Here is a 12,976-nt window from a genome sequence, read left to right as displayed (position 1 = left end):
ATAGCTCAGAAGTTTTTATCAATTTAAACGTAGCGATTCCAGTGGTTCTCAAGATAAATTTCATATAGAATTGTCTTAATATTGTCATTCTCGATTTGCTTTACGGTTTCATCGTAAAGGGATTGACCGTTTTCATAATGCACACCTTTAATCAGCTTTAATAAAAAATCGTTGAAAACCTGTCTGTCCCGAGCCGTTGGAGGATTTTTCCCAAGCTCTCTGACAGCATTAATAATTTTATTTGATGCCAATCTGGACAGATAATAGTTCTTTGACTGTAAATTTTCCGCTGCTTTCGTATAATCTCCAAAATACATATTAAGATAAACCAATTTGTCAGAAACACTGTCCGTTTTGTCAAGCATTTCTCTTGCAGCCTCGTAATTCCCCAGAGCAATATAGTATCTGCTTAAAAAGTAATATTCATTTTCGTCAATATCATCCTTTGCCTGCTCAAATGCTAATCCTATAATTTCACTGTTTTCCTTTATTTCATCCCGACTCATTATATTAAGCGTATTAATAAGCATTTTATTATCTCCGGTTATACTTCCGTATCTTTTTTCATATTCATAAGCTTTTTCAAGATTCTTCTCATCCAATTTCCATCCTGTGCCGTAAATCCTCACAAGGTATCTTAATGCTTCTACATCATGGGGGTTGTCGTTGAGTATGTTTTCATAATGAGCAATTGCTCCGGTGTAATCTCTGCGAAGAATCATTTCTTCACCCTTTGTAAGCTTTCCCTCAACGGTTACGCTGGGTATGCTGTCGTAATATGACCTTAACGGTATGCTGCTGGTTATAAGCTTGCCGTCACCGTCAAAGGCGTTTACAACTATGGGATATTCAGCTCCGGGTAAAAATGCTCCGAGCACTGTAAGGGGCTCAATGCTTGTTCCGTCTCCTCCAAAGCGTATAATAAATTGATTTCTCAGCATATCTACGTTAAAAACGGCATAATTAGTCGTAAATTGCCTTTCTCCATTTTTATCTGATGCAGAGCTGCGAAAGCTCGTTCCGCTTTTTTTATATGGTTCTTCCGATACAACCGGTTCCACTGTATAATAAGCAGCACCATCTACCTCTTCCCACGATACCGTAAACTCTTCTCCGGCTACAATCTGTCCCGGCTCCGGCAAGGTTACATCAAAGGTTTTTCTGAATATAAAGTCAATTTTTCCGCCGTTGCCTTCAAGCTCCGTATATTGACGATTTGAACGTTGCAGCACCTTGTCAGAAAGCAAGGAGCTGTCAACACCTATACCGATGCTGTACAGACCGTCCTTCAGTCCCAACGTCTCAAACTCACCGTTCTCGTCGGTTATGCCGATATAGCTTTCTCCTCTGCTGTGCATACTTCCATCTGCCTTCTGTACATATATTTCAACAAAGGGCATCGGCTTTCCTTCAAAGGTTACAGTTCCCGTTATAACATTGTCTCCTCTGAAATCATCCATGACACGGTCAAACCAGAAGCTTCTGTCATAGTACCCCATTGAGCCGAACACACTTCCTTTCCTATTCCAATAGTTACTGTCATTATTAAATTCATTGTAGAGTTGTTTAGCTTTTTCGTAATTTCCATCAAATAGTTCTATTTCTGCCCTTAATATACCAAGATTGACATCAGCAAGCTCTGAGTTTTCATATTTGGCAATTACTCTTTTAGCACCTTCCCTGTCCCTGCTTACATGAAGAAAAAAACCATTGTATATATCAGCAATGTAAACAATCTCTTCTTCGCTGCTGTTCTGTCCGAATGAAATCCATTCCTTGAGCATTTCGGCATCTCCTACATCAATTGCCAAATCGAGAAGCATTTTATAGGAATCTATATAATATGTTTTTTCACTGTTCTTCGGAGCTTCCTTCATGATGCCCAAAAGTACGTTTTTTGCCTTTTCTACATCCTCAGGACTCGTATTGTCTCCTCCGCCCCAGCCGGTTAAAAAAATACTGTATTTCGGAAAGCTTCTTAACAGGCTGTCTGCATAAATATATCCTCCCTTAACATTTGAAGTAGTGGGATAAGAAGCATATCTTTCATAAAAAAGCGTTGCCTTATCCGGATTACTTTCCAATAAATTTGCAATACTGAGAATTGCCGTAGGTATACCCCATGCAAACGTCAGGGAAATTAACAACAAAATAAATATAAGTGTTTTTATTTTAATTTTTATCTTCATTTTTCACCACCTCATATCTTTCCCTTACGATTATCTGAGAGCCTTCTACGTTTATAATTTGCCTATCCTGCAAATCAAACAGGTTTTTAGGTATTACAGTAATAGCGAACAGTGCAGCCAGGCCTATTATCGCAGGTGCTAACGGTATCTCAATTTCTTTATTCAAAAATTCATTCATTCTCTGTGATAATTTTATCTTTTTATTTTTAAGTATATTGTCTATTGCCGTCTGAGACAAAGTCATGTCAAAGGTATCTTCTTCCATAATCCTTTTTAATTCTAATCCAAGCTTATCTTTTTTCTCCATTTAACTGACCTCCCTTCAGCAATTTCTCCTTTAAAATATTTCTCCCTCTTGACAGGCGGCTTTTTATTGTACCTTCCTTTTCATTCAGTATATCGGAAATTTCCTTTACAGAAAAATTATCAAAGTAAAAAAGTACCAAGGTTTCTCTGTAAACCGAATTAATTTCGAAAAGCTCTTTTCTCAAAAGCTCCCTGTCTATATTCTTTTCCACATATGATTCGACTGACTCAGCATCGTTGACCCATTCATCCTCAAGAGAAAGAAGCTCCCGCTTCTTTCTTAACCTGTCTCTGCATAGGTTAAGTGCTATGGTATAAATCCAAGTATAAAGCCCTGAATTTTCTTTGAATGTGTTTAGTTTTTGAAAAATCTTTATTAAGGTTTCCTGAACTACATCCTCCGCTTCCTCTCTGTCTTTCAGTATCAGGCAGCAGGTTCTCAACAGTTTGTTTCCATACTCTTCAACAACTTGTCTATAGGCATCTTCATGCCCTCTCTTTAAATTATTAATCAATAACTTTTCTGCCACCATCAACCCTCCTTACTTTTTAGACGTTATCTTGCAAAATAGGTTGCAAGTAAATACTAAAAAATATTATATCATTTTATTTTTACTAAAAGTAAAAAAATCAAAAAGGCAGTCCGTCATAAGACAGTATGGAAACTTAAACTGTTAATGGGCGTCTGCTAAGTGAAATGTCAAAAACAAGTGTATCGTTCTTTGTGGGCGATACGCTTGTTTTTTGTTTTGTATCCTGATAAGTAGAGAGAAATATTTGAATAGGAGGGCAAATATTATGCCGAAAAGAGAACGCAATTTGCGGCTTCATATCATGGTAACGCATGAAGAATTAGCCGTCATACGGGAACGCATGGCAAAAGTGAACAGTCAAAAATAAGGAATGAGCGACAGCGAAATGACGCAACATTAGCCGGGTTTGGGGAGGCTCCCGAACAAGCAATTTTGAGGATTTTGCCGCAAGTGAAAATCCTCAAAATGTGCAAGTGTGTGTACACTTGCCCTGCTTGCCGTTTTGCGGAAGGGCTGAAAAAGGGTAAAAAGAAACAAGACATACATATGTCCTATTCCTATGTTATAATGGTATAGAGGTGAGCATATGAAAATAGATCGTCTAATCGGTATCATTACAATCCTTTTGCAAAAGGAAAAAGTAACAATTTCGCAATTAGCAGAGCGATTTGAGGTTTCATGCAGGACTATCCAGCATGATATTGATAATATATGTAAAGCTGGTAGCCCTTTTTGACACGAGTGTAAAATATAGACTGATTGATGAATATGGTCCGGAATGTATAACATTTGATAATCAATCCGGCAAATTACTATTTGAAAACACTTTCACAAATCGTAATTACTTACTCCAATGGATACTAAGTTACGGGGATGCCGTAAAGGTTATAGAACCTATTGAGTTAGTCGATGAAGTTTGCCTAAATGCAAAAAATATATTAGCTCAATATAAGTAATATGACATACTGTTGTCGTATTACATTTGTTACTATATATGTAGATTAAAATAAAAGAGAGGAATTCATTATGAAAAAGGAAATTTCTATTTTTGAAAGGCCGGAGAGACTTGCCGGATATGAAACTAAGCAATACTTGGAAGCCTGTGGCAATATGTCATGGTATGATTTTGTGACAGCCATGCCGTCGTTGGTATTCGTCGTTACAGGTTGGAAATCGAACGGTAAAGAAAACGCCTGTCTGCATTCTTGGTCTACCTTTGCGGGCAGCGGAGCTGACAACTTCATCTGTATCATGGGAAAAGTCGATAAAGGCGGGCATATGTATCAATCACTGAAAGAAACGAGGGTGTGCGTGTTAAATTTCCCCTCAAACGACATTTATGGCCGCTGTATTAAAACGATTGGCAACAATCAGTTTGAAACAGACGAAATCACCGCCTCCGGTTTAACGGCGGAGAAAGCCTCAAAGGTTAATGCGCCGCGAATCAAAGAGTGTTTTTTGAATATCGAATGTGAGTTTTTATGGGAACATGAGCTTTTCGAGGGAAGCAAAGAAGTGGCGGTTGCATTGAAAGCCGTCAACATTTGTATGGATAGCGAACGCTACGACCAAAGTAAGCATGGCAGATACGGAAAAAATGGATATTTATATCAAATTGACCAACCGACCAATCCAGAAACAGGAGAAACCACGCCAATAACTTACGGAACATTGGAACCGGGCGCTCCCCTTGAGTGGATTACGAAATAAGCATTAGCTTCGTGATAATAAAAAATATCATTAAATGTTTGTATACATCTATGCAATTTCATAATTGATTGGTATATGATATTAATACTTCCCGATAGGCGGTTTTACGCTGTCAGGCAAAGGGCATTCATAAGCTCCCCCATTTTGTTTTAATACAAGATTTTTAGCTTTTGTAATTACCTCAGGATTTTGCATTGTCTTAATTGCAGATAATACCATAACCTTTACAACTGTAAGCAGACCCTTGTATGCAATCTGGCTTTTAGACTGTCCGGTCATTTGCCATGTATGCCCTATATTGCCTATACAAGCGGTTGCAACATTGAAATTAATAGTTGGCACAGCATAGCATACGTCTCCCACATCTGTAGAGCCTGATACATATTTAATGTTATTCCCATCGTATGGATGAACTTCAGAGTCCAATGGCTTATCCAATATTTCATCCATGCGTTCTTCACCATATTCTTCTATTATATATTCTTTTATTGATTCTATTGTTGAGTCATTATAGCTGAATAAATATGCTTTTGCTAATTTATAATCCTCTTCATCCCACTTTGGAGCGCCCACTTCCTTAAATGCTTCATCGGCAACCTCTGCCAAGGCAGCATTGGGTATATAATCAGAAAATGCCATCGTTATTTCATAGTCAACCTCCGTTTCTGTCATAAGAGCAGCTCCCTTCGCTACCTTTACAACTCTTTCAAACAATTCCTTTACCTGAGCCACCTTTGGAGAACGAACTTCATATTTTATTAAAGTTCTGTCCTGTACAACATTAGGAGAAACTCCACCTGCATCCACATAGGCGTAATGTATTCTCGCCTGGTCAATTATATGTTCTCTTAAATAATTAACCCCCACACTCATTAGTTCTGCCGCATCAAGAGCGCTCCTCCCAATATGAGGAGACCCACCCGCATGAGAAGTCAGGCCTTTGAATTTAAAATTAGCACCCATAATTGCAACCGTCCTATCAGATTGCACCTGATTAATAGCAGACGGATGCCAGGTATATACGAAATCAACATCATCAAAAAGTCCATCTCTGACCATAAATTGTTTTGAGCCTGCTCCTTCTTCTGCAGGACAACCAAAATAAATAACAGTTCCATTTAATTTATTGGCAGCTAAATATTCTTTTGTAACTAAGGCAGCACCCAAAGAGCCTGCACCCAAAACATTATGACCGCATCCATGTCCGGGTTTTCCTTCCATAACCGGAGTTCTTTCTGTACATCCCGCTGCTTGACTTAATTTATCAAGTGCATCATATTCACCTAAAAAACCAAACACCGGCTTCCCGTTTCCGAAGCTTGCCGTAAATGCGGTAGGCATATCTGCCACACCTCTATTTATTATAAAACCTTCATCTTCCAAAACTTCTGTCAAAAGATTAAAAGATTTATACTCATTATACGGAAGCTCTGAAAACTCCCATATCCTGTCGCTGACATCAATTATTTTTTCTTTCTTTTTTTTAAGTATTTCTTCTATAGATTTTAATTCATTCATAATAACCCCCTATAATACCTTACTTAAAAATTCTATTGTTCTAAGATTTTTCGGATTGTTAAAAATCTCATCCGGAGTTCCCTGTTCCTCTATAATACCGTCGGCCATAAACATGACTCTGTCACTTACTTCTTTTGCGAATCCCATTTCATGAGTAACTATAACTATGGTCATTCCCAATAAAGCCAAGACCCTGATAACCTCCAAAACTTCCTTTACCATTTCCGGATCTAATGCGCTGGTGGGCTCATCAAACAACATTACCTTAGGATCCATAGCTAACGCTCTTACAATTGCCAGACGCTGCTTTTGACCGCCCGACAGCTTTGTGGGATAAACATCTCTCTTATCTGTCAATCCGACTCGTTCCAGAAGCTCTTCAGCTTTCTTTTCTGCTTCTTCCTTCTTCATTTTCCTTTCAAGTACAGGAGTTAAGGTGATATTATCTATAACCTTCAGGTGCGGAAAAACATTAAAAAGCTGAAATACCATACCGATTTTTTGCCTGTGCTTGTCTAAGTCAATTTTTTTGTCAGCTAAATCTACTCCTTCAAAATAAACCTTGCCGCTTGTTGGCCTTTCCAACAAATTCAAGCATCTTAAAAATGTACTTTTCCCGCTTCCCGACGGTCCTATAATGGAAACAACCTCTCCGTCGTATATACTCTCTGTTATGTTGTTCAGTACCTTCAGATCTCCAAAGGATTTATTCAAGCCCTCAACCCTTATTAATTCTTTAGCTTTCATTGGCTTGGAGCCTCCTTTCAAACACACTTAACCCTTTGGTCAATACCGTCGTTACTATCAGATAAATTATGCCGGCAATTATTAATGAGGGTATTGCCAGAAAGGTTGCTGATTGAACAGTCCTGTAGGATGTCATAAGCTCCTGTACAAAAAACACCGATGCCAGAGATGTTTGCTTGACCATTGATATATATTCATTTCCCAGCGCAGGAAGTATATTTTTAACAGCCTGAGGAAGAACAATTTTTTTCATTGTATTTGTACTTGATAATCCCAGACTTCTTGCAGCTTCAACCTGACCTTTATCAACTGCTTGTATACCTGCCCGTATAACTTCTGCCACATAGGAACTTGCATTTACGATCAGTGCAATTATAATGCATGCTGTATCACTTAAATTGATTGGTACTGCTTTAGGTAGTACTAACCAAAAGAAATATAGCTGCAAAAGTATGGGTGTGCCTCTAAGTACGCCTATATATGCAGATGTAATTAAATCCAGTATCTTAATTTTTGATAATTTCATAATGGCTATAACCGTTCCCAATATGGTTGCCGCAAATACCGTCAATGCAGCAAGCCACAGAGTTCCAATCAATCCGTCAACATATACATAGTTGTACTTATTCCATAGCATTATCACTGTTTCAATCATACCCTCACCTTAACCCTTCATAATTATAAGCCTAATTTTTTTGCATACTCGGTATATTCTTCATACCATTGTTCATATTGTCCCGAGCTTACTACTTCATCTATAATTTCATTGATTTTTTCAGCAAGCTCATCTTCACCTGACGGCATTCCTATTCTTGTCCCGCTTAATTCTTTATCCACTTCAAATTCAAAATTTTCTACTATTGCCAGACCGCTCCCCGTGTTTGCATCTATATATAATTGGGCCATCGGTATGGAAACAACACATGAATCTGCCTTTTTTTCCTCAACCATCAATATCCCGTCCGTTGTGGCAGATACCCTCTTAAACTCTTTATACTCAGGTATCTGTTCGTTTACAAATAACTCCTGTAACGATCCGCTTTGTGCAACTACTGTTTTGTCAGCTAAATCCTCAGCATTTCTTATTTTATCCGCATCCTCTTTTCTGATCAGCAGACCATATCCGGGTGCATTCTCTGCAAAGTAGTATCCCTTTGACATAATCATCGCTTCCGCTCTGGCGGGTGTATATGCTAAAGCAGAAATAGCTAAATCATACTTACCTTCCGTAATACTGCTTAAAACTGCTGTGAATTCCAAAGGAATAATTTTTAACTCCACTCCTAATTTTTCTGCAATATACTTTGCCAATTCTATATCGCTGCCTACATATTGCTCGCTGCCGCTTTTGAACGGGTCAATAAACTCATTCGGCGCAAAATATGGCTCTGTAACCACTTCTATGTACCCTCTGCTGATTATTTCCTCTAAGCGATTAATACTCGTTTCGTTTGCTGCTTTCTTTGTACAGCCGCTTGACAAAACTAATGTTACTGTAAATACAAACATAACCAAAACCATCTTAAAAAATTTTTTCATAATAATCTCCTCCTGTTTTTCAATAATGGGCTTTGCCATAAAAAAACTCCCGTTCTCTAAGTTTCCTTAGAGGACGAGAGTATTAATCACGTGGTTCCACCTCTTTTTATTGATACTTCGCAGTATCAACCTCAAAAAGTACTATCATACTTTTGCACTGTAACGGGTGCGAGTTCCCGAATCCAACTACTTCCAAAAGGTTTCATCGATTAGCTCAAAGATGTGTTCAATACAAAATATTTATGTGCTTTCACCAACCGCACACTCTCTAAAAAACACGATGTATCTACTATTTCTTATCTCAGCTTTATTTTTATTAATGTTTAATAATTTTTATAAAAATAACACAGTTATTTTACTTTGTCAATACCTTCTGAAAAATATTTTTATTATCTTAAACCCTGCATCATAACTTCAATAGCACATGGATCGCCTTTTCCCTCAAACAGAATTTTTGAGTTTTTTAATAACCTTATATCTGCTGAACCTGTTAATCCTTCTTTTATTATTATGTCCATTGCTCCATTAATTGGTGCCTTTAATGACCCTGAGTCCCGACAGATAACCGAATTAATTAAAAGCTCATATGCTCCCTTGACAATAACAAGCTCCAATAAGCTTTCCGAATAGTTTGCTTTTACTATCTTGCTGTTGTTATAGGTTGCAAATCTGTACTCATGACCATTAAACGACAAGTTACAAATAAATCCCTGAAAAGAAGCGCCAAGAAACGGTATATGAGCAAGTGAAAACATAATACTTGCGTCTGTATCATCAAAATGATTGGATTGAAGCCATATGTATTCTTTTGGAAATGATGTACCCCAGTCTTTTTCTATGTAACCTTTACCTTCATTAAAATCAATAACCTTGTTATTAACTGATATAGAACCTTTTAAATTATGATCCATGCTTATAATATCATGATAACATTCCATAAAGGGCAGGTATGAAAAATACCCCATTGCATCAGGTGACAATATAGTTCTGTTGATTTTAGTAAATTCAGAAAATTTAATACTTCCTGTGATTAAGTATTCATCATTTGTAAGATTAAGCTCTATGCCTTCGTTAGTAAATATATTATTTCTTATTGTCAAACAAAAGGGTTCATCGGTATATTTAAAATCACCTATTGAGAATTTATAATATTGGGTATTTAGTGTTTCACCATCAAATTTTTTAGAAATAATAATTTGAATAAATGCATGGGAATCCGCATCATTTTTCGAAATTCCCGGTATAATACTGATTATATTTTTTAAATCATATGATACGTGTTTAAAATACCATCCCTCGAAATATTTTTCATCTTTCTTTTTGCCTTGAAATATCAGAGGATTCTTCTTATACTTTAATACCATTTTATTATCCAGCCTTCAGTTAAATATTAATTTGAATTAAAGTATCATCAATTATTAATAATTTCAAGGCAGTTTAAAAAAATAATTATCAGATTCTTGATAACTTTTAGTTCTTCAATTGAACATCTGAAAAAAATCTCTCAATCATTAATTCTCTCGTTTGTCTGTCATTAAAATCTATGTCTCCTGACAAATGCAGCACTGTGTTTCCTTTTTGGATTGTAATTTCATCCCTCTCCTCTGTCAGAGCCAAGTTATCTGCATCCCATAAGCTCTTCAGCTCATCATCCGTGATAATGGTTCTATTAAATATAGTCATTCCATGCCACTTAAATCCTTTTTCTATATCGTTAGTTATTCCGTTAAATATTATCTCGGCAAAGTATGGAGCTATTGTCTTATAATATTTAATTCTCATACGCTTTACAGAACCATTTACTTCACTTTTCTCAAAATATTCATAATACTTTGGAGTAACAGGGCTCATGCCGGGCTTAAATTCCCTTTGAATCGAGCTGCCATGCTGTGTATTCAATATCTCCTCAATTGAAACCGCGGGATAGCCCTTAGGTATGGAGTCTGTTATGTATATTTCTTCATTCTTTTCCAACACAAATGGACCTACTATATTTATGAATACAACTGCAATAATCATAGCAATTATCACATACAGCACACTGTTCTCTTTCTTGATTGATTTTTTCTTTATAATATATCTTAATCCAAACCCTATAGTTAAACCGACACCCGGTCCTAACAGAGCCATTGATACAATATCGGGTCTGAAAAATGCGTCACCAATAATTGACAGTACATAAAATAATGCAATAAGCCGCACCGGGACATGAAATGCCATTATACGCCTTCTCGCACTTTTTAAGGTAGGCTTTTCGATAGGTAATCCACGCTTGATATTTTTTCTGGCTTTTATAATCCGGATTATGCTATATACCGCGGGAATTGCAGAAAACGTGTAAAGTACAGGAAATAAAAATGTTCCCGTAAATCCTGTAAAGCTTATAAGATTCGTATCACTTATAGGAAAAAGTCTAAAAAATACCCAGACGGCAATTAGCGAAAGTATAAATATCCCAAGTAATTCACTTTTCCATAACGTAAGCTCAACAATTTTTTGTTCAATTTCTTCATCTGTTTGAATGGGAACCGGCTCGCTGTCTCCGTCTGCATAGAAAAACTGTAAATAATCCTGTGATGTTATAAATGTCCATCCCGACTCCTGACACAGCTTCCTGTATTCCTCCGATTCTTCGGTTTCTTCCGGAGTAAGCGGCCCGCCTTCTTTAAATACATCTACATAGAATTTAAGTTTCCGTGGCTCTATGGCTCTAAACTTAGCTGTAATTCGTCCAACCTTCTCCAGCATCCAGCCCTTTTCTGCCATCTCCTCAAGATATTCTGCCATAGCCTTGTAATCAAGAGAAAAGAATCCCCAAAATACACGCTTAGTTTTATTCTTCATCTGTCCTCACTCCCCCTTCCAAGATATCATTACCGTCTGAAACTAACTGTTTTAATCTTTTATGCTCATCTCTTAAAATATTTAATCCCTTATCTGTCAAGGTGTATATTTTTCTTCTGTCTTCTTCAGCAACCTGTACTATAATATCCTCCTCCTCAAATCTGGATAAAAGACTGTACAAGGTGCCCGCACCTATCCTTACTCTGCCAACCGTGCGTCTGTCGACCTCCTGCATGATTCCGTAGCCGTGCTGATGCTCCGTTAATGCCAGAAGAATGTAATACATTTGTTCCGTTAAGGTTTTTAATTGTTCTCTCGCCATAGCATCATCTCCAAAACAACTATATCTATATTCGATATATCTATTATCAATATAGTACTATTATTTTGTTTTTATGTCAATATTTTTTTGGTTAGGGCTCGCATAAAGAAAACCGTGCTTTTAGAATGAAGCACGGTTTTCTTTATATCTTAGTTTATTTTAACATAGAGCTGTTGTTTAAAATTTGTGTGTTGTATAAAAACAGCACATCCTGATTCTGTGAGAAATCTATATATTTTTCCAATAAATCAGTTGCTATATATCTTAAATCAATTAAAGTAATTTTAGAGTATCCTTCAAGCATTAAAGGAGCTATGCTGCTTCCGAAGGAATCGCGGAATAACAACAGTTCTTTATTGCTTTTGCAATCTTCATTGTAAATAGTAATCAATGGCTTTGCACCTGATAAAAAGACATCATAAGAATCTGTACCGTTAAATAAATCTTCTGCATAAACCTTGCTGTTACTGTTGCTTTGATAATCAAATACAACAGCATTTTCAATTGTTTTATTAGTTAAATAGAACATATCATCCGGCTTTAGCTTAAGAGTCGCATGTCCGTAATATGAACCGTAGAACGGATAAAGCTTATGCTGAATATATTCGGAATCAGAAGCTTTTACATCGTTTCCTGATTCTTTCATAAGTAAATCAGCAATTTTAATAATCTTTTCCTGCCTCCAGTGGATATCGGTCTTGTAATAATCTTCTATTGTTAATGATTCAGACAAATCAATATATTTCATGTTTCTTATGTTTTGCATCATAAGCTCTGCTAATCTGTCATAATCTATTGTCAAATATCCGTTTTGAGCGGCTATATAATGACCCTTACCCGGGATTATTGCATAGCTTACATTTTTACCTGCTAAATACTTTTCATATATTTCATTTAATTTGCCAGCTGCATTTAATACTGATTTTTCGTTTAATTTGTATTCCATTTTCTCAATAATTCCATTTATAATATAAATATTATTATTGTCTTGTTGATTAAATAAATAATATTTCCCAAAAGCTTTCAACCTCCTGAAAGCATCACGAAATACAAACTGATCTAATATATATTTTTCATATTCATCAGCCAATTCACCCCTTAAAAGCTTATCTGCCGAGAAATCAGGGATTGTTATAAGCCGGCGCCTTTCACTATAGGAAAATTCTTTATCCGGTATTACAATATTGGCTAACATAAAGGCAAATACTATCATAATAAAAGCAGCAGATACAACTATATTCTTTATATTATTTTTCATATTGACACCC

The 12,976-nt window shown here is 36.5% G+C and carries 13 protein-coding genes, 1 pseudogene and 1 other annotated feature; of the genes and pseudogenes, 3 read left to right on the top strand and 11 right to left on the bottom strand.

The window, feature by feature from the left end; all coding sequences use genetic code 11:
* Positions 1-23: 23 nt before the first annotated feature.
* Genes RT412_RS09140 through RT412_RS09130 form a run of 3 tightly spaced genes read right to left on the bottom strand, consistent with a single transcriptional unit; the run spans position 24 to position 3,025 of the window.
* On the bottom strand, positions 24-2,189 hold the full coding sequence (locus tag RT412_RS09140; protein ID WP_313340233.1) for a hypothetical protein: 2,166 nt from the start codon (positions 2,187-2,189) through the stop codon (positions 24-26).
* Positions 2,173-2,496, bottom strand: a complete 324-nt coding sequence (locus RT412_RS09135; protein ID WP_313340231.1) for a hypothetical protein — start codon at positions 2,494-2,496, stop codon at positions 2,173-2,175. The genes RT412_RS09140 and RT412_RS09135 overlap by 17 nt, the downstream gene beginning before the upstream one ends.
* The gene (locus RT412_RS09130; RefSeq protein ID WP_313340229.1) at positions 2,480-3,025 is read right to left on the bottom strand and encodes a sigma-70 family RNA polymerase sigma factor; all 546 of its coding nucleotides are present in this window, start codon (positions 3,023-3,025) and stop codon (positions 2,480-2,482) included. The genes RT412_RS09135 and RT412_RS09130 overlap by 17 nt, the downstream gene beginning before the upstream one ends.
* Before the next feature lie 589 nt (positions 3,026-3,614).
* On the opposite strand from RT412_RS09130, the pseudogene RT412_RS09125 reads away from it, so the two are divergent.
* The 3 genes and pseudogenes from RT412_RS09125 to RT412_RS09115 all read left to right on the top strand — a co-directional run.
* A pseudogene (locus tag RT412_RS09125) lies at positions 3,615-3,758 on the top strand (HTH domain-containing protein); the annotation flags it as partial.
* A complete protein-coding gene (locus RT412_RS09120) occupies positions 3,724-3,984 on the top strand; it encodes a WYL domain-containing protein (RefSeq protein WP_313340227.1) in 261 nt (86 codons plus the stop codon). The pseudogene RT412_RS09125 and the gene RT412_RS09120, both read left to right, overlap by 35 nt.
* Positions 3,985-4,054: 70 nt before the next feature.
* Entirely contained in the window at positions 4,055-4,738 is a 684-nt protein-coding gene (locus RT412_RS09115) for a flavin reductase (RefSeq protein ID WP_313340225.1), read from the top strand.
* 81 nt (positions 4,739-4,819) lie between these two features.
* On the opposite strand, the gene RT412_RS09110 is transcribed toward RT412_RS09115, so the two are convergent.
* The 8 genes from RT412_RS09110 to RT412_RS09075 form a co-directional block, all read right to left on the bottom strand.
* Complete coding sequence (locus RT412_RS09110) at positions 4,820-6,256, bottom strand: amidohydrolase (protein ID WP_313340223.1); 1,437 nt, start codon at positions 6,254-6,256, stop codon at positions 4,820-4,822.
* A 9-nt stretch (positions 6,257-6,265) separates the two neighbouring features.
* Complete coding sequence (locus tag RT412_RS09105) at positions 6,266-7,003, bottom strand: amino acid ABC transporter ATP-binding protein (protein ID WP_313340221.1); 738 nt, start codon at positions 7,001-7,003, stop codon at positions 6,266-6,268.
* On the bottom strand, positions 6,993-7,658 hold the full coding sequence (locus RT412_RS09100) for an amino acid ABC transporter permease (protein WP_313340219.1): 666 nt from the start codon (positions 7,656-7,658) through the stop codon (positions 6,993-6,995). The genes RT412_RS09105 and RT412_RS09100 overlap by 11 nt, the downstream gene beginning before the upstream one ends.
* Before the next feature lie 23 nt (positions 7,659-7,681).
* Complete coding sequence (locus RT412_RS09095) at positions 7,682-8,542, bottom strand: transporter substrate-binding domain-containing protein (protein ID WP_313340217.1); 861 nt, start codon at positions 8,540-8,542, stop codon at positions 7,682-7,684.
* Positions 8,543-8,608: 66 nt separating this feature from the next.
* Positions 8,609-8,854: a binding site (T-box leader), on the bottom strand.
* A gap of 77 nt (positions 8,855-8,931) precedes the next feature.
* Positions 8,932-9,906 carry a tocopherol cyclase family protein gene (locus tag RT412_RS09090; protein ID WP_313340215.1) on the bottom strand — a complete coding sequence of 325 codons (975 nt, stop codon included), beginning with the start codon at positions 9,904-9,906 and terminating at the stop codon, positions 8,932-8,934.
* A gap of 106 nt (positions 9,907-10,012) precedes the next feature.
* The gene (locus tag RT412_RS09085; protein ID WP_313340213.1) at positions 10,013-11,386 is read right to left on the bottom strand and encodes a DUF2812 domain-containing protein; all 1,374 of its coding nucleotides are present in this window, start codon (positions 11,384-11,386) and stop codon (positions 10,013-10,015) included.
* Positions 11,376-11,708, bottom strand: coding sequence for a helix-turn-helix transcriptional regulator (locus RT412_RS09080; RefSeq protein ID WP_313340211.1), 333 nt, complete (start codon positions 11,706-11,708; stop codon positions 11,376-11,378). Before RT412_RS09080 ends, RT412_RS09085 begins: the two co-directional genes overlap by 11 nt.
* Positions 11,709-11,862: 154 nt before the next feature.
* Complete coding sequence (locus RT412_RS09075) at positions 11,863-12,966, bottom strand: DHHW family protein (RefSeq protein WP_313340209.1); 1,104 nt, start codon at positions 12,964-12,966, stop codon at positions 11,863-11,865.
* Between the last annotated feature and the right edge of the window lie 10 nt (positions 12,967-12,976).

The organism is Sedimentibacter sp. (assembly GCF_032080165.1).
GTDB lineage: Bacteria > Bacillota > Clostridia > Tissierellales > Sedimentibacteraceae > Sedimentibacter.
The sequence above is the reverse complement of the archived record's forward strand: the minus strand, read 5'-3'. Positions and strand labels throughout refer to the sequence as shown.